Source organism: Citrobacter sp. RHB20-C16, from assembly GCF_013890155.1.
In the GTDB taxonomy this organism is placed as follows: Bacteria; Pseudomonadota; Gammaproteobacteria; order Enterobacterales; family Enterobacteriaceae; genus Citrobacter_A; species Citrobacter_A amalonaticus.
Genome location: NZ_CP057630.1, coordinates 1,726,995 through 1,743,371, shown reverse-complemented (window position 1 = coordinate 1,743,371; position 16,377 = coordinate 1,726,995). Strand labels below are relative to the sequence as shown.

Annotated in this window: 14 protein-coding genes and 5 tRNA genes; 9 read left to right on the top strand and 10 right to left on the bottom strand. The window is 53.6% G+C overall.

What is annotated here, in order from left to right; translation table 11 throughout:
* The first annotated feature begins 17 nt into the window (after nucleotides 1-17).
* Entirely contained in the window at nucleotides 18-1,496 is a 1,479-nt protein-coding gene (locus HVX64_RS08360) for an acetyl-CoA hydrolase/transferase family protein (protein ID WP_044256507.1), read from the top strand.
* Here HVX64_RS08360 and HVX64_RS08355 read toward each other — a convergent pair.
* Nucleotides 1,493-2,389, bottom strand: coding sequence for a LysR family transcriptional regulator (locus HVX64_RS08355; RefSeq protein WP_044256509.1), 897 nt, complete (start codon nucleotides 2,387-2,389; stop codon nucleotides 1,493-1,495). The genes HVX64_RS08360 and HVX64_RS08355 overlap by 4 nt on opposite strands.
* Before the next feature lie 247 nt (nucleotides 2,390-2,636).
* Here HVX64_RS08355 and modF point away from each other — a divergent pair, with 247 nt between their 5' ends.
* From modF to gpmA, 6 genes are all read left to right on the top strand, one after another.
* Nucleotides 2,637-4,109 (top strand): molybdate ABC transporter ATP-binding protein ModF, encoded by a 1,473-nt coding sequence (gene modF / locus HVX64_RS08350; RefSeq protein WP_044256511.1) that lies wholly within the window; start codon nucleotides 2,637-2,639, stop codon nucleotides 4,107-4,109.
* Between the two features lie 206 nt (nucleotides 4,110-4,315).
* Nucleotides 4,316-5,332, top strand: coding sequence for a UDP-glucose 4-epimerase GalE (galE, locus tag HVX64_RS08345; protein ID WP_044256513.1), 1,017 nt, complete (start codon nucleotides 4,316-4,318; stop codon nucleotides 5,330-5,332).
* 8 nt (nucleotides 5,333-5,340) lie between these two features.
* Nucleotides 5,341-6,387: a galactose-1-phosphate uridylyltransferase gene (gene galT / locus HVX64_RS08340; RefSeq protein WP_044256515.1), complete on the top strand. Its 1,047-nt coding sequence runs from the start codon at nucleotides 5,341-5,343 to the stop codon at nucleotides 6,385-6,387.
* A 2-nt stretch (nucleotides 6,388-6,389) separates the two neighbouring features.
* Nucleotides 6,390-7,538: a galactokinase gene (galK, locus tag HVX64_RS08335; RefSeq protein WP_043001330.1), complete on the top strand. Its 1,149-nt coding sequence runs from the start codon at nucleotides 6,390-6,392 to the stop codon at nucleotides 7,536-7,538.
* Nucleotides 7,532-8,572 (top strand): galactose-1-epimerase, encoded by a 1,041-nt coding sequence (galM, locus tag HVX64_RS08330; RefSeq protein ID WP_044256517.1) that lies wholly within the window; start codon nucleotides 7,532-7,534, stop codon nucleotides 8,570-8,572. The genes galK and galM overlap by 7 nt, the downstream gene beginning before the upstream one ends.
* 231 nt (nucleotides 8,573-8,803) lie before the next feature.
* Entirely contained in the window at nucleotides 8,804-9,556 is a 753-nt protein-coding gene (gene gpmA / locus HVX64_RS08325) for a 2,3-diphosphoglycerate-dependent phosphoglycerate mutase (RefSeq protein ID WP_043001332.1), read from the top strand.
* Nucleotides 9,557-9,612: 56 nt separating this feature from the next.
* Here the strand turns inward: gpmA and aroG are convergent, their stop codons facing one another.
* Complete coding sequence (gene aroG / locus HVX64_RS08320; protein WP_044268035.1) at nucleotides 9,613-10,665, bottom strand: 3-deoxy-7-phosphoheptulonate synthase AroG; 1,053 nt, start codon at nucleotides 10,663-10,665, stop codon at nucleotides 9,613-9,615.
* A gap of 316 nt (nucleotides 10,666-10,981) precedes the next feature.
* On the opposite strand from aroG, the gene HVX64_RS08315 reads away from it, so the two are divergent.
* Both HVX64_RS08315 and zitB read left to right on the top strand, forming a co-directional pair.
* Nucleotides 10,982-11,356: a YbgS-like family protein gene (locus tag HVX64_RS08315; protein ID WP_043001334.1), complete on the top strand. Its 375-nt coding sequence runs from the start codon at nucleotides 10,982-10,984 to the stop codon at nucleotides 11,354-11,356.
* Nucleotides 11,357-11,480: 124 nt separating this feature from the next.
* Complete coding sequence (zitB, locus tag HVX64_RS08310; RefSeq protein ID WP_043001335.1) at nucleotides 11,481-12,422, top strand: CDF family zinc transporter ZitB; 942 nt, start codon at nucleotides 11,481-11,483, stop codon at nucleotides 12,420-12,422.
* On the opposite strand, the gene pnuC is transcribed toward zitB, so the two are convergent.
* The 8 genes from pnuC to cpoB form a co-directional block, all read right to left on the bottom strand.
* Entirely contained in the window at nucleotides 12,419-13,138 is a 720-nt protein-coding gene (gene pnuC / locus HVX64_RS08305) for a nicotinamide riboside transporter PnuC (protein ID WP_044256522.1), read from the bottom strand. The genes zitB and pnuC overlap by 4 nt on opposite strands.
* Before the next feature lie 25 nt (nucleotides 13,139-13,163).
* Nucleotides 13,164-14,207 (bottom strand): quinolinate synthase NadA, encoded by a 1,044-nt coding sequence (gene nadA, locus HVX64_RS08300; protein WP_044256524.1) that lies wholly within the window; start codon nucleotides 14,205-14,207, stop codon nucleotides 13,164-13,166.
* A 399-nt stretch (nucleotides 14,208-14,606) separates the two neighbouring features.
* A tRNA-Lys gene (locus HVX64_RS08295) sits at nucleotides 14,607-14,682 on the bottom strand.
* A 131-nt stretch (nucleotides 14,683-14,813) separates the two neighbouring features.
* A tRNA-Lys gene (locus HVX64_RS08290) sits at nucleotides 14,814-14,889 on the bottom strand.
* A 158-nt stretch (nucleotides 14,890-15,047) separates the two neighbouring features.
* Nucleotides 15,048-15,123: transfer RNA gene (locus tag HVX64_RS08285), tRNA-Lys, on the bottom strand.
* A 3-nt stretch (nucleotides 15,124-15,126) separates the two neighbouring features.
* A tRNA-Val gene (locus HVX64_RS08280) sits at nucleotides 15,127-15,202 on the bottom strand.
* A gap of 136 nt (nucleotides 15,203-15,338) precedes the next feature.
* Nucleotides 15,339-15,414: transfer RNA gene (locus HVX64_RS08275), tRNA-Lys, on the bottom strand.
* Between the two features lie 164 nt (nucleotides 15,415-15,578).
* On the bottom strand, nucleotides 15,579-16,373 hold the full coding sequence (cpoB, locus tag HVX64_RS08270; protein WP_043001338.1) for a cell division protein CpoB: 795 nt from the start codon (nucleotides 16,371-16,373) through the stop codon (nucleotides 15,579-15,581).
* Between the last annotated feature and the right edge of the window lie 4 nt (nucleotides 16,374-16,377).

The following is a 16,377-nucleotide window of genomic DNA, read 5'->3' as shown; positions in this document are numbered from 1 at the left end:
CCAGGAAGGGACAAGATATGAAAGACCCCTGGACACGGATGAGCGCCGACGACGCCGCGCAGGTCATTGAGCACAATGCGATGGTTGCTTTCAGCGGCTTTACCCCCGCCGGTTCGCCCAAAGCACTCCCTGCGGCTATCGCCCGCCGCGCCAGCGAACTGCATCAGGCGCAACAACCGTTTCAGATTCGGTTATTGACGGGAGCGTCTATTGGCGCTGCCGCCGATGATGCGCTGTCTGAGGCTGACGCCATTTCATGGCGTGCGCCCTATCAGACGTCAGGCAGCCTTCGGCAAAAAATCAATCAGGGTCAGGTTCGATTTGTAGACCTGCATCTGAGTGAAGTGGCGCAGATGGTAAACTATGGTTTCTTTGGTGATATTGACGTCGCGGTGATTGAAGCCTCGGCGATCGCGCCTGACGGACGAGTCTGGCTCACCAGCGGGATCGGCAATGCGCCCACCTGGCTACTGCGGGCGAAGAAAGTCATCATTGAGCTGAATCACTACCATAACCCACGCGTCGCTGAACTGGCTGATATCGTCATTCCCGGCGCACCGCCGCGTCGCAACAGCGTCCCCATTTTTCATGCAATGGATCGCGTGGGCGCCCGGTATGTGCAGATTGATCCCATCAAGATTATTGCGGTGGTCGATACAGAACTCCCCGACGGCGGAAACGTGCTGGATAACGCCAATCCTGTCTGCCAGCAAATCGCCGATAACGTCGTAACGTTTCTGCTGGAAGAAATGGCGCGTGGGCGGATCCCCGCGGAGTTTCTGCCGCTACAAAGCGGGGTGGGTAATATCAATAATGCCGTGATGGCGCGACTGGGTGAAAATCCGGATATTCCGTCTTTTATGATGTATTCGGAGGTGTTACAGGAGTCTGTCGTGCATCTACTGGAAACGGGAAAAATCACCGGAGCCAGCGCCTCCAGTCTGACGGTATCCGCCGATTCCTTGCGAAAGATTTATGACAATATGGACTTCTTCGCCAGCCGTATTGTGCTTCGCCCACAGGAGATCTCGAATAATCCGGAAATTATTCGCCGTCTTGGCGTAATAGCCCTTAATGTCGGGCTGGAGTTTGATATCTACGGCCATGCCAACTCAACGCACGTGGCTGGCGTGAATCTAATGAACGGCATTGGCGGCAGCGGTGATTTTGAGCGCAACGCCTACCTGTCTATCTTTATGGCGCCATCCATCGCCAAAGGCGGCAAGATTTCCACTATCGTCCCCATGTGCAGTCACGTTGATCACAGCGAGCACAGCGTGAAGGTGATCATCACCGAACAGGGGATCGCCGATCTGCGGGGACTCTCACCGCTACAACGGGCGCACACGATCATCGACAACTGTGCGCATCCTCTCTATCAGGACTATCTACATCGCTATCTCGCCAGTGCGCCTGGCGGGCACATTCATCACGATCTCAACCACGCGTTCGATCTGCACCGCAATCTGATTGAACGCGGTTCGATGCTCGGCTAAGCCATCTCTGCGCCACGATCTTCCGCAATATGCTGAAGCATCGTGGCGGTATAGCGGTGGTTTTTCAGGGAGTAAAGGTACTCCTGCATATACATCGTACCGCCGGGCGCATCGAAATACTTCAACGTTGCCGGATTCACCAGACGCCAGGCAAACCAGGGGATCACGGTCAGAAACTGCCCGCGCTCTACCGCGCTTATCTTCGCCATAAAGCTGTAGGGACGATAGATGATCGTTGGGTTAATACCGCATGGCCGCATATGCGCTTCCAGTATCGCTTCAAAATTGGCCCGATTCTGAAAGCGCATTTGCAGCCAGGGCAGTTCACGCAAAAGCGTCTGCGGCTGTTTATCCTCGTAGCGACGGGAAACAAGAAACCCCAGACGCAAAGGCTTCAACTCACTGATGGTCAGATTGTCCAGCTCCTGCACGCGAGCCGAAACATACTGTGGCGAAATGATAAAATCGAGCTGGCGGCTAAACAGGTCATCAATGACTTCATTCTCGCTGAACTCAACGGACTTTACGGTCACGCCGTCATACTTATCGCCCAGGCTAATCAACTGGTCGAAAATAATCGTTGGGTAGGTGTTGTCGACGCCAATGACTATGTTGCGCGAACCACGTGCAGCGTGATGAATTTCATTATCGATTGCCGACAAGGACTGATAAATCGGAAAAAGTTTCTGGTACAACTCCTGCCCGGCCTTGTTCAGGCTTATGCTGTTGTCTTTACGGGTAAACAGCGTATAGCCAATTTGATCTTCCAGCGCAGAAATGCTTTTACCAAATGGCGATGCCGTCATGTGTATTTTCTCAGCCGCTCTGGCGATATTATTGGTTTGCGCCAACAGGATGAAATTACGCATTTTTTTCGAGATAAAAACATCCATAAAACACTCCATTATTCATCGCCATGACATCTCAACTGGCTGCGAAAAAATACTGGATAACGCGTCACCCTTTTTTGCAGTTGTTCACAAAACAGCGATAGTTCTGTTGCCGCAACCGCCGCACGGCGCAGATATCGACATCGATATTTAAGCGCTGTTTTTTATCCGCAGTCGTGCTAATCACATTGACATTCCTCCGCAGAACACGTATCCCTGTCATTCATTGCTGCATAAAATGGGATACAAAATGTCATCGTTGCAAATTTCGCAAGGCACGTTTCGTCTTAGCGACACAAAAACGCTTCACCTGGATTCCGTGACGTTAAACGCGGGTGAGAGTTGGGCGTTTGTCGGTTCGAACGGAAGCGGGAAATCAGCGCTGGCACGCGCGCTGGCCGGCGAATTGTCGCTGCTCAAAGGTGAACGCCTGTGCGCATTCTCGCGGATAACACGCCTCTCCTTCGAGCAACTGCAGAAACTGGTCAGCGATGAATGGCAGCGTAATAACACCGATATGCTCAGTCCTGGCGAAGAGGATACCGGACGCACCACGGCGGAAATCATTCAGGACGAAGTGAACAACCCGGCCCGCTGCGCGACGCTGGCGCAGCAGTTTGGTATCACTCACCTGCTCGATCGCCGCTTTAAATATCTCTCTACCGGCGAAACGCGTAAGACGTTGCTCTGCCAGGCGCTGATGGCTGAGCCGGACCTGTTGATTCTCGACGAGCCGTTTGACGGTCTCGACGTCGCCTCCCGCCAGCAACTGGCAGGACTGCTTGAAACGCTCCATCAGTCAGGTATCACGCTGGTGCTGGTGTTGAACCGCTTTGATGAAATCCCGGCATTTATTCAGTATGCCGGTGTGCTGGTCGACTGCACCTTAACGGAAACCGGCGCGAAAGCCGATTTACTCCAGCAGGCGCTGATCGCTCAACTTGCGCATAGCGAGCGACTGGAAGGGGTGGCATTACCTGAAGCCGACGAACCCGCCGCCCAGCCTGCTCTGGCCACCGATGCGCCGCGGATCATCCTCCGGGATGGCGTCGTGTCGTATAACGATCGCCCTATTCTCGATCGTCTGAGCTGGCAGGTCGATCCCGGCGAACACTGGCAGATTGTCGGCCCCAACGGGGCAGGAAAATCGACGCTGCTCAGCCTGATCACCGGCGACCATCCGCAGGGTTACAGCAACGATCTGACGCTGTTTGGTCGTCGTCGCGGCAGTGGGGAAACTATCTGGGATATCAAAAAGCACATTGGCTACGTCAGTAGCAGTCTGCATCTCGACTACCGGGTGAGCACCACGGTGCGCAATGTGATTCTGTCGGGCTATTTCGATTCCATCGGGATTTATCAGGCCGTGTCGGATCGTCAACAAAAACTCGCACAGCAGTGGCTGGACATTCTGGGACTCGACAAACGTACCGCTGACGCGCCGTTTCACAGTCTTTCCTGGGGACAACAGCGACTGGCGCTGATCGCCCGTGCGCTGGTTAAGCATCCGACCCTGCTGATCCTCGACGAACCCTTACAGGGGCTGGATCCGCTGAACCGCCTGCTTATTCGTCGCTTTGTCGATGTGTTGATTAGCGAGGGCGACACGCAACTGCTGTTTGTCTCCCATCACGCTGAAGATGCGCCTGCCTGCATTACCCATCGTCTGGAATTTGTGCCAGAAGGCGAGACCTATACCTATCAGCAAACGCGGCTGCGTTAGTTTTCATCCGTGGGCGCGAAAGCGCCCTTTTTTTTCGGATAAAAGGCGCAATCATTCTTAAAGTTAATGATTTATAATCGATTAATTGATGACTCAACGTGAGAAATTGTGAGTGTAAACGATTCCACTATTTTATTCCATGTCACACTTTTCGCATCTTTGTTATGCTATGGTAATTCCATACCATAAGCTTAACGGAGCGAATTATGAGAGTTCTGGTCACCGGTGGTAGCGGTTACATAGGAAGTCATACTTGTGTACAATTGCTGAAAAACGGTCATGACGTCATCATCCTTGATAACCTCTGCAACAGTAAGCGTAGCGTACTGCCTGTTATTGAACGTCTGAGCGGCAAACATCCAACGTTTGTTGAAGGCGATATCCGTAACGAAGCGCTGATGACGGAGATCCTGCACGATCACGCCATTGACACCGTCATCCATTTTGCCGGACTGAAGGCCGTCGGCGAATCCGTTGCAAAGCCGCTGGAATACTATGACAACAATGTCAACGGAACGCTGCGACTGATTAGTGCCATGCGCGCCGCCGGCGTCAAAAACTTCATTTTCAGCTCATCCGCCACCGTCTACGGCGACCAGCCGAAAATCCCTTACGTTGAAAGCTTCCCGACCGGCACGCCGCAAAGCCCTTATGGCAAAAGTAAGCTGATGGTTGAGCAAATCCTCACCGATCTGCAAAAAGCCCAGCCGGAATGGAGCATCGCGCTGCTGCGCTATTTCAACCCGGTCGGCGCGCATCCATCAGGGGACATGGGCGAAGACCCGCAGGGCATCCCGAATAACCTGATGCCTTACATCGCCCAGGTTGCAGTGGGCCGTCGCGACTCCCTCGCCATTTTTGGCAACGATTATCCGACCGAAGACGGTACCGGTGTCCGCGATTACATCCACGTGATGGATCTGGCTGATGGTCACGTTGCCGCGATGGAAAAACTGGCGGGCAAACAGGGCGTCCATATTTACAACCTCGGCGCAGGCGTCGGCAGCAGCGTGCTGGACGTGGTCAATGCCTTCAGCAAAGCCTGCGGAAAACCGGTGAATTATCATTTTGCTCCGCGTCGCGATGGTGACCTGCCAGCCTACTGGGCAGATGCCAGCAAAGCCGACCACGAACTGGACTGGCGTGTCACGCGCACGCTTGATGAGATGGCGCAGGACACCTGGCACTGGCAGTCGCGTCATCCGCAGGGATACGAGGATTAAGAAATATCATGAGTCAATTCAACCCCGTCGATCATCCGCATCGTCGTTTTAATCCGCTCACCGGACAGTGGATTCTGGTGTCGCCGCATCGTGCTAAGCGCCCCTGGCAAGGGGCGCAAGAAACGCCCTCTAATGACGTACTGCCAGCACACGATCCGGACTGTTTCCTGTGCGCGGGCAATACCCGCGTCACCGGTGATAAAAATCCGGATTACAGTGGGACGTTTGTGTTCACTAACGACTTTGCCGCGCTGATGACGGATACGCCTGACGCGCCGGACAGTCACGACCCGCTGATACGCTGCCAGAGCGCACGCGGCACCAGTCGCGTTATTTGTTTTTCACCGGATCACAGTAAAACCCTGCCGGAGCTTAGCATTCCTGCCCTGACCGAAATAGTGAAAACCTGGCAAGAGCAAACCGCTGATCTTGGGAAACGTTATCCCTGGGTACAGGTCTTTGAAAACAAAGGCACGGCGATGGGCTGCTCGAATCCCCACCCCCACGGCCAGATTTGGGCCAACAGTTTCCTGCCAAACGAAGCTGAACGCGAAGATCGTCTGCAAAGAACTTATTTTGCTGAGCAGGAGTCGCCGATGCTGGTTGACTATGTGCAGCGTGAACTGGCTGACGGCAGCCGTACGGTAGTAGAAACCGATCACTGGCTGGCTGTCGTCCCTTACTGGGCGGCCTGGCCGTTCGAAACGCTATTACTGCCGAAAGCGCACGTGCTGCGCATTACTGATTTGACCGACGAACAGCGCGCAGATCTTGCGCTGGCGTTGAAAAAACTGACCAGTCGTTACGACAACCTGTTCCAGTGCTCTTTCCCCTATTCAATGGGCTGGCATGGCGCGCCGTTTAACGGCGCAGAGAACGAACACTGGCAGCTACACGCACACTTTTATCCGCCGCTGCTACGCTCCGCGACCGTCCGCAAATTTATGGTCGGTTACGAAATGCTGGCCGAAACCCAGCGCGATCTCACAGCGGAACAAGCGGCAGAGCGTCTGCGCGCGGTCAGCGACATCCATTTTCGCGAATCCGGAGTATAAAAATGAGTCTGAAAGAGAAAACACAATCTCTGTTTGCTGAAAAATTCGGCTACCCTGCAACCCACACTATTCAGGCGCCAGGCCGCGTCAATCTCATCGGCGAACACACCGATTATAACGACGGTTTTGTGCTGCCCTGCGCCATTGATTATCAAACCGTGATCAGTTGCGCTGCCCGCAACGACCGCCAGATCCGTGTCATTGCGGCCGATTACGATAATCAGACTGACGAGTTTTCTCTTGATGCTCCTATCGTCACCCATGACAGCCAGCAGTGGGCAAACTACGTACGCGGCGTGGTGAAGCACCTGCTCAAGCGCGACAGCAGCTTTGGTGGCGCAGACCTGGTGATCAGCGGTAATGTCCCACAGGGCGCGGGTTTAAGTTCTTCTGCTTCGCTGGAAGTGGCGGTCGGTACCGTGTTCCAGCAGCTTTACCATCTGCCACTGGACGGCGCGCAGATTGCGCTCAACGGTCAGGAAGCGGAAAACCAGTTTGTCGGCTGTAACTGTGGGATTATGGATCAGCTCATCTCCGCGCTGGGCAAGAAAGATCATGCCCTGCTGATCGACTGCCGCACGCTGGGCACCAAAGCGGTCTCAATGCCAGAAGGCGTAGCGATCGTCATCATCAACAGCAATTTTAAGCGCACGCTGGTCGGTAGCGAGTACAACACTCGCCGTCAGCAGTGCGAAACAGGCGCGCGTTTCTTCCAGCAACCGGCATTGCGTGATGTCAGTCTCGATACCTTTAATGCCGTGGCGAATGAACTGGACCCACTGGTTGCCAAACGCGTCCGTCACGTGTTAACTGAGAATGCACGTACTGTTGAAGCCGCCAGCGCGCTGGAAAAAGGCGATCTGCAACGCATGGGGCAACTGATGGCGGAATCGCACGCCTCGATGCGTGATGATTTTGAAATCACCGTGCCGCAGATTGATACGCTGGTTGACATTGTCAAAGCCGCAATTGGGGAGAAAGGCGGTGTACGCATGACCGGCGGTGGATTTGGCGGTTGTGTTGTGGCGCTGATCCCGGAAGCGCTGGTCCCTGCCGTCCAGCAAGCCGTGGCTGCACAGTACGAAGCTAAAACCGGTATCAAAGAAACATTCTATGTGTGCAAACCATCACAAGGAGCAGGACAGTGCTGAATGAAACACCCGCACTGGCACCCGATGGTCAGCCGTACCGCCTGTTAACCCTGCGCAATGACGCAGGGATGGTGGTTACGCTGATGGACTGGGGTGCTACGTTACTCTCGGCCCGAATTCCCCTTTCCGACGGCAGCGTGCGTGAAGCGTTACTGGGCTGCGCCAGTCCGGAGCATTATCAGGATCAGTCGGCGTTTCTGGGTGCCTCGATTGGCCGTTACGCCAACCGGATTGCCGACAGCCGTTACACGTTTAGCGGTGAGACGGTCAGTCTGCTGCCAAGCCAGGGCGTCAACCAGCTACATGGCGGGCCAAACGGATTTGATAAACGCCGCTGGCAGATAGTCAATCAGAACGAACGTCAGGTACTGTTCGCCCTCACCTCCGACGATGGCGATCAGGGTTTTCCGGGCAATTTGTGCGCCACGGCGCAATATCGTCTGACCGATGATAACCGCATCTCGATTACCTATCGCGCGACGGTGGATAAGCCGTGTCCGGTCAATCTGACTAACCACGTTTACTTCAACCTCGATGGCGATCAAACCGACGTGCGCAACCATAAGCTGCAACTTCTGGCGGATGAATATCTGCCGGTGGATGAAGGCGGGATCCCACGGGACGGCCTGAAACCGGTCGCCGGAACCTCATTTGATTTCCGCACCGCGAAGGTGATCGCCAGCGAATTTCTTGCCGATGACGACCAGCGCAAAGTGAAAGGCTACGATCACGCCTTCCTGTTGCAGGCAAAAGGCGACAGTAAAAAACCGGTTGCCCTGCTCACTTCGCAAGACGGGAAGTTGCAGATGGAGGTCTACACCTCGGCCCCGGCGCTACAGTTTTACTCCGGTAATTTTCTCGGTGGCACCTCTTCACGCGGACCGAACGCCTACGATGATTATCAGGGCCTGGCGCTGGAGAGCGAATTCCTGCCAGACAGCCCGAACCATCCGGAATGGCCGCAGCCAGACAGCGTTCTGCGCCCCGGAGAGGAGTACGCCAGCCTGACGGAATATCGTTTTATTCCTTCCTGATGGTGCGGCACAGCCAGTGTAAAATGCCCGATAGCACCTGCGTATCGGGCTTAAGATATCGCATCTTGCTCAAATCCCCATCACTCAAAGACAAAATCGCAACTTAGAGTTCACAAGAACCTTACACTGCTGCACTATTTTCGCTATGGTTATGCGTAAGCATTGCCGCTGCCCCGTCACGGCAATATAATGAGAATTATTATCATTCGATAAAGCTTGAGGAGTGAGAGTATGGCTGTAACTAAGCTGGTTCTGGTACGCCACGGCGAAAGCCAGTGGAACAATGAAAACCGCTTCACCGGTTGGTATGACGTTGACCTGTCCGAGAAAGGCGTGGGTGAAGCGAAAGCAGCAGGCAAACTGCTGAAGGCTGAAGGCTATAGCTTCGATTTTGCTTATACCTCTGTGCTGAAACGTGCCATCCATACGCTGTGGAACGTCCTGGATGAACTGGATCAGGCCTGGCTACCGGTTGAGAAATCCTGGAAACTGAACGAACGTCACTACGGTGCGTTGCAAGGTCTGAACAAAGCAGAAACCGCTGAGAAATACGGTGACGAGCAGGTTAAACAGTGGCGTCGTGGCTTCGCGGTGACCCCGCCGGAGCTGACCAAAGATGACGAGCGCTATCCGGGGCACGATCCGCGCTATGCCAAACTGACGGAAAAAGAATTGCCGCTGACCGAGAGCCTGGCGCTGACCATCGATCGCGTGATCCCTTACTGGAATGAAACCATTCTGCCACGCATGAAGAGCGGCGAGCGCGTGATCATCGCTGCGCACGGCAACTCTCTGCGCGCGCTGGTGAAATACCTCGACAACCTGAGCGAAGACGAAATCCTCGAACTGAACATCCCGACCGGCGTGCCGCTGGTGTATGAGTTCGACGAAAACTACCAGCCAATCAAACGTTACTATCTGGGTAATGCCGACGAGATCGCGGCGAAAGCGGCTGCCGTCGCCAACCAGGGTAAAGCGAAGTAATTTACCTTACGACGTAAAAAAGCCGACTCAATGAGTCGGCTTTTTATTCGCAAGACTTAACCGCGACGCGCTTTTACCGCATCCGCAAGTTGGCGCAGGATGGTGTCGGTATCTTCCCAGTTAATGCAGGCATCGGTAATGCTTTTGCCGTACACCAGCGGCTCACCGCTGTCCGGGTTCTGATTGCCTTCTACCAGATGGCTTTCAATCATCACGCCCATAATCGCAGTCTCACCGTTAGCAATCTGCTGGCAGACATCAGCCCCAACTTCCATCTGCTTTTTAAACTGCTTACAGGAGTTGGCATGGCTGAAATCAATCATGATTTGCGCAGACAGACCCGCTTTCGCCAGACCCTCTTTCACCGCCGCGACATGTGCAGCGCTGTAGTTCGGCTCTTTGCCGCCGCGCAGAATGATATGGCAATCGCCGTTACCGCTGGTATTCACAATGGCAGAGTGACCCCATTTGGTGACAGACAGGAAGCAGTGCGGTGCACCAGCGGCGTTGATGGCGTCAATCGCCACTTTAATGGTGCCATCAGTACCGTTCTTGAAGCCGACCGGACAAGAAAGACCCGACGCCAGCTCACGGTGAACCTGAGATTCGGTAGTACGCGCGCCAATCGCGCCCCAGCTCATCATGTCCGCCAGGTATTGCGGGGTGATCATATCGAGGAATTCACCTGCCGTCGGCAGGCCGCTGTCGTTAATATCCAGCAGCAGCTTACGCGCAATGCGCAAACCGTCATTGATCTGGAAGCTGTTATCCATGTGCGGATCGTTAATCAGCCCTTTCCAGCCAACGGTCGTACGCGGTTTTTCAAAGTAGACACGCATGACGATTTCCAGCTCGCCTTTCAGCGCTTCGCGCAGCGCCAGCAGACGACCTGCGTACTCTTTCGCCGCCACAGGATCATGAATAGAGCACGGCCCAATCACCACCAGCAGGCGATCGTCATTCCCCTTCAAAATTTTGTGAATGGCTTTACGCGCATGGGCAACCGTGTTGGCGGCATTTTCTGTAGCGGGGAATTTTTCCAGCAGTGCGACAGGGGGTAATAACTCGTTGATCTCTTTAATACGTAAATCGTCGTTCTGATAATTCATGATTATTCCAGCGTTGCCATACTTATCTAAATGAATGCAATCCCTCCAATCTATATCCTCAGCCAAAAAGTGTAAACGGGCTTTTACACTTCGGACGGAATAATCCTGGAATTCAGCTAAAAAACGCCACAAAGTAGCGAAAAACGAGATCTAACCTACAATTTTTAACTGTAACCACTCTGTTTATGAATCTTTTCAAGATTCTCTGCTGAGCCTTTGCGCTCGTTTGAGATCGTTAACCATTGCCTGACCCTTGACTGGCATATGCACTGTTGGAAGACGTTATCCGACATCTCAACCATAACAGGAGCATCTGATGAAAATGACAAAATTAGCTTCACTTTTCCTGACCGCTACGCTCAGCCTTGCCAGCGGCGCAGCGCTGGCAGCCGAAACCAGCGCCCAGACCAATAATGGCCAGGCGAACGCCGCCGCCGACGCAGGCCAGGTCGCTCCGGATGCAAAAGAAAACGTGGCGCCAAATAATGTCGATAACGACAACATCAACTCAGGTGGCACAATGCTGCATCCGAATGGTTCATCGATGAACCATGAGGGGATGACCAAAGATGAGGTGCACAAAAACACCATGTGTAAGGACGGGCGCTGCCCGGATGTGAATAAAAAAGTGGAAACCGGAAATGGCATTAACAACGACGTTGATACTAAAACCGATGGCACCACTCAGTAACACTGATCAGTAACACTGAAAATGGCTAATAACGGGAGAGCTCAGGCTCTCCTTTTTTAATTTATTAATCCAGAAACGGTATGATGTCATACAGTTAAGAAAAGAATACCCAAGGGATGACATTATGGCGCACTCACACTCACATTCGGCCCCTCATCTGCCCGAGGATGGCAACGCCCGCCGTCTGATGCTCGCGTTTTGCATCACGGCAGGCTTTATGTTGCTGGAGGTAGTGGGCGGGATTTTATCCGGTTCACTGGCGTTGCTCGCCGACGCAGGGCATATGCTGACCGATGCCGCCGCACTGTTGTTTGCGCTATTGGCCGTTCAGTTCGCCCGCCGACCGCCGACTATCCGCCACACCTTTGGCTGGCTGAGACTGACGACGCTGGCCGCTTTCGTCAATGCGATTGCGTTAGTCGTGATTACGATTTTAATCGTCTGGGAGGCGATTGAGCGCTTCTACACGCCGCGTCCGGTGGCGGGCGGCATGATGATGGTCATCGCCATCGCCGGATTGCTGGCGAATATCCTTGCCTTCTGGATCTTGCATCGGGGCAGCGACGAGAAAAACCTGAACGTACGCGCCGCGGCGTTGCATGTGATGGGGGATTTATTGGGTTCAGTGGGGGCCATCATCGCGGCGGTGATTATTATCTGGACCGGCTGGACGCCTGCCGACCCTATTCTGTCAATACTGGTTTCACTGCTGGTCCTGCGCAGTGCGTGGCGCTTATTGAAAGATAGCGTGAATGAGTTGCTGGAAGGTGCCCCGGTTTCGCTGGATATCGCTGCGCTGCAGCGCCACCTCAGCAGGGAGCTTCCTGAAGTGCGAAACGTCCATCACGTACACGTGTGGATGGTGGGGGAAAAACCGGTCATGACCCTGCATGTACAGGTGATCCCGCCGCACGATCATGACGGGCTGCTGGCGCGCATCCAGCATTTTCTGATTCATCATTACCAGATTGCACACGCCACCATTCAGATGGAATATCAGCCCTGTCACGGGCCGGACTGCGATCTCAATCAGAAAGTGTCCGGCCATTCACATCATCACCACTAATGGGACAGCGCGTGTGAGCCTCGTTCGCGCGCGCTGTTAATCCACATCCGGCTACCGTTAAGCGCAATGAAGGTCAGGATCAGGTACTCCAGCGACATCGCATAGACCCCCTGCAGGGCAAAGATCACCACGCTAATCACATTGATCACCACCCAGAGCAGCCAGTTCTCAACGTATTTGCGGGTCATCAGGATCATCGCCACGATCGACAAAACCATCATGCAGGAATCCCAGAACGGGAAGGCATCGGGCTGTAAATCCGGTACGGCAACCTGCAGGCCAAGTATCTGCATGATCGATACCGCAATACGGGTCAGAAAAGCAAAGACTGGGTCGATATAGACTGTCATCAAACCGATCGCCACCACACAAACCGCCAGCCAACCCAACGCCTTCGGCAGAGGCAGCCAGCGAATCTTGAGCTCCGCCTCATTCTGCGTGGTCTGCCGCGACCACGCATACCAGCCGTAAATGTTGGCGGCGAAAAAGAAAAGCTGCAACAGCAGGCTGGCGTAGAGCTGGATCTGGAAAAAGATGATCGCAAACAGCGTGACGTTAATCAGGCCAAAAACGTAGTTGCTGATCTTCTCCATACTGGCGAGACCAATACACAACAACCCCGCGATAGTGCCTATCGCTTCGATCCACGACAGATCGTACCCCCCAGCACCAATGGGTATATGTACCAGAATGTTCTGCGTGCTAAAAAAGTCCATCTTTTCCCCCGGAGCGTGTGATTATCTACGCACGTAGTGTAGCCGCAAATTCCAGCATACGGTTTAACGGCACTAATGCGCCTTCTCGCAGCGCTTCGTCAACCTGAATCTCATGGGACTGCCCACCCTGCTCCAGCCCCTCAGCGATGGCTTTAAGGCCGTTCATCGCCATCCATGGACAGTGCGCGCAGCTGCGGCAGGTGGCGCCTTCTCCGGCTGTGGGCGCTTCCAGCAACTCTTTGTCCGGTACCGCCTGCTGCATTTTGTAGAAAATACCCCGATCGGTAGCAACAATAAGTTGCTGATGTGGCAGCGTTTTAGCTGCATTAATGAGCTGGCTGGTGGAACCGACAGCATCAGCCATATCCACTATCGCCTGCGGTGATTCCGGGTGAACCAGGATCGCGGCGTCCGGGTATAAACCTTTCATGCGACTCAGCGCCTGCGTTTTGAACTCGTCATGGACAATGCACGCCCCTTGCCAGCAAAGGACATCCGCCCCTGTCTGTTTTTGAACATATTTTCCGAGATGGCGATCCGGTGCCCAGATGATTTTTTCACCCAAACTATCCAGATGCTCAATCAGTTCAACCGCGATACTGGACGTCACCACCCAGTCGGCGCGAGCCTTAACCGCCGCGGAGGTATTGGCATAAACCACGACGGTGCGATCCGGATGGGCATCGCAGAACGCGCTGAATGCGTCGATCGGACAGCCAAGATCCAGCGAACATTCCGCCTCGAGGGTCGGCATTAAAATAGTTTTTTCCGGGCTGAGAATTTTAGCCGTCTCCCCCATAAAGCGAACGCCTGCAACGAGCAGCGTCGAGGCGGGATGATTGGCGCCAAAGCGGGCCATCTCCAGTGAGTCAGAAATACAGCCGCCGGTCTCTTCGGCCAGTTGCTGGATTTCGGGGTCGGTGTAATAGTGCGCAACCATCACCGCATCACGCTCTTTCAGCAGACGCTTGATTTTTTCGCGGTAGAACGCTTTTTCATCGGCACTCAGCGGTACCGGCTTCGGGGGAAACGGATAGATTGCGGCTTCAGGGTCAAACATCACGCTCATCATGCTTTCTCGTTTTGCTAGCTTAACGAATTAACCGACTTTAGGCGTGATACATGCCATGATCGGTCATATTTGTTTTATATGCTAAACAAGATAGCGGATTGAGCGGCAAAAGTCACAACAATTGCGCTTGATAACGTCGGATGGCGACTGACGTCTTATCCGGACAGGAAGGGCGTAGCCATTGACCCGATCAATCATTGTCGGCCTGGTAAACGAAGCGCCATCAGGCGCTACGCAGGTTCGAATCGTTACATTCTGCGCATAGCAAAAAGGCGCCTTTAGGGCGCCTTTTTACACTGGTGGGTCGTGCAGGATGACTCGGCTTCGCCTCGCCCTTCGGGCCGTTGCTAAAGCAACGTTATCCTTCACGTTTAACATCTGATGTTGATGTTAAATTGGTGGGTCGTGCAGGATTCGAACCTGCGACCAATTGATTAAAAGTCAACTGCTCTACCAACTGAGCTAACGACCCCTTACGGGACTTTCTTAATTAATCATTCAGGATGGTGGGTCGTGCAGGATGACTCGGCTTCGCCTCGCCCTTCGGGCCGTTGCTAAAGCAACGTTATCCTTCACGTTCTCTACCAGTAACCACCTTAATATTGGTGGGTCGTGCAGGATTCGAACCTGCGACCAATTGATTAAAAGTCAACTGCTCTACCAACTGAGCTAACGACCCATTCGGGTGTTACCTGAAAGATTTTTTACTCGTCACCAATTTAATATTCAATGTTAAATTGGTAGGTCGTGCAGGATGACTCGGCTTCGCCTCGCCCTTCGGGCCGTTGCTGAAGCAACGTTATCCTTCACGTTTAACATCTGAGTTTGATGTTAAATTGGTGGGTCGTGCAGGATTCGAACCTGCGACCAATTGATTAAAAGTCAACTGCTCTACCAACTGAGCTAACGACCCGAGTGGTGGGTGATGACGGGATCGAACCGCCGACCCCCTCCTTGTAAGGGAGGTGCTCTCCCAGCTGAGCTAATCACCCGATACTACGCTGGATATTACTGACTACCTTTGTTCGTGGCGGGTCGTGCAGGATGACTCGGCTTCGCCTCGTCCTACGGGCCGTTGCTTTCGCAACGTTATCCTTCACGTTCTACTATCGCGTCCACCAGAACGATTGGTGGGTCGTGCAGGATTCGAACCTGCGACCAATTGATTAAAAGTCAACTGCTCTACCAACTGAGCTAACGACCCACTTTTGCGCTGCTTTTGGTTTGTTTGATATCCCTTGGCAACGGCGGCATATATTACTGATTTAAGATTTGAGCGCAACAAAAATTTCGATGTAGATCACTCAACTGCTTAGGAATCGCACGACACGACCAGAAATAATTCGATTTCTGGTCGTATGCTGTGCATTACATCGCGCCAAGACGTTTCTGCGCTTGTTTTGCGCCTTCGGTGCCTGGGTATTTGCTGATAACCTGTTGATAAACCGCTTTTGCTTTCGCAGTGTCACCTTTGTCCTGCATGATCACACCGACTTTATACATCGCGTCAGCAGCCTTTGGTGACTTCGGGTAGTTTTTCACCACCGAAGCAAAATAAAACGCGGCATCATCTTTTTTACCCTTGTTGTAATTCAACTGACCGAGCCAGTAGTTGGCGTTCGGCTGATAAGTCGAATCAGGGTACTTTTTGATGAAGTTCTGGAATGCCACAATTGCATCATCCTGGCGGGATTTATCCTGCACCAGGGCAATTGCCGCATTGTAATCGGTATTCGCGTCACCGCTTTGTACTGGCGCACCCGACGTCGCAGCACCTGCGTCAGGCGCAGACGTCGCTGCCCCCGCAGTTGATCCGCTCTGATCGCCGCTTGTCGACTGCGCGGAAGCGCCACCGCTGCTCAGACTGTCCATCTGTAACAGGATCTGCTTCTGACGCTCAACTACCTGATTCAGTTGATACTGACTTTCCTGAATTTGACCACGCAGGGAGTCTATATCGGCCTGATTATCAGAGAGTTGCTGCTGGAGTTGGGTTAAAAGCTGGCTGTGAGCGTTAGAAATACGCTCGAGTTGAGTGACACGGTCTTCGACCGAGCCTGAGCCGACACTACTGATTGGCGCCTGAGCAAAAGCGGCCCAGGGGGCCGCTATGCCAACCAGTAACGACAGACTCAACAGATGATGTCTGAAGTTACTGCTCATGCAA

What these genes read in the sequence shown, in the direction of transcription:
- HVX64_RS08360 (WP_044256507.1), top strand. Translation starts at nt 18, where the DNA reads ATGAAAGACCCCTGGACACGGATGAGCGCCGACGACGCCGCGCAGGTC.
- HVX64_RS08355 (WP_044256509.1), bottom strand. Translation starts at nt 2,389, where the DNA reads ATGGATGTTTTTATCTCGAAAAAAATGCGTAATTTCATCCTGTTGGCG.
- modF (WP_044256511.1), top strand. Translation starts at nt 2,637, where the DNA reads ATGTCATCGTTGCAAATTTCGCAAGGCACGTTTCGTCTTAGCGACACA.
- galE (WP_044256513.1), top strand. Translation starts at nt 4,316, where the DNA reads ATGAGAGTTCTGGTCACCGGTGGTAGCGGTTACATAGGAAGTCATACT.
- galT (WP_044256515.1), top strand. Translation starts at nt 5,341, where the DNA reads ATGAGTCAATTCAACCCCGTCGATCATCCGCATCGTCGTTTTAATCCG.
- galK (WP_043001330.1), top strand. Translation starts at nt 6,390, where the DNA reads ATGAGTCTGAAAGAGAAAACACAATCTCTGTTTGCTGAAAAATTCGGC.
- gpmA (WP_043001332.1), top strand. Translation starts at nt 8,804, where the DNA reads ATGGCTGTAACTAAGCTGGTTCTGGTACGCCACGGCGAAAGCCAGTGG.
- aroG (WP_044268035.1), bottom strand. Translation starts at nt 10,665, where the DNA reads ATGAATTATCAGAACGACGATTTACGTATTAAAGAGATCAACGAGTTA.
- HVX64_RS08315 (WP_043001334.1), top strand. Translation starts at nt 10,982, where the DNA reads ATGAAAATGACAAAATTAGCTTCACTTTTCCTGACCGCTACGCTCAGC.
- zitB (WP_043001335.1), top strand. Translation starts at nt 11,481, where the DNA reads ATGGCGCACTCACACTCACATTCGGCCCCTCATCTGCCCGAGGATGGC.
- pnuC (WP_044256522.1), bottom strand. Translation starts at nt 13,138, where the DNA reads ATGGACTTTTTTAGCACGCAGAACATTCTGGTACATATACCCATTGGT.
- nadA (WP_044256524.1), bottom strand. Translation starts at nt 14,207, where the DNA reads ATGAGCGTGATGTTTGACCCTGAAGCCGCAATCTATCCGTTTCCCCCG.
- cpoB (WP_043001338.1), bottom strand. Translation starts at nt 16,373, where the DNA reads ATGAGCAGTAACTTCAGACATCATCTGTTGAGTCTGTCGTTACTGGTT.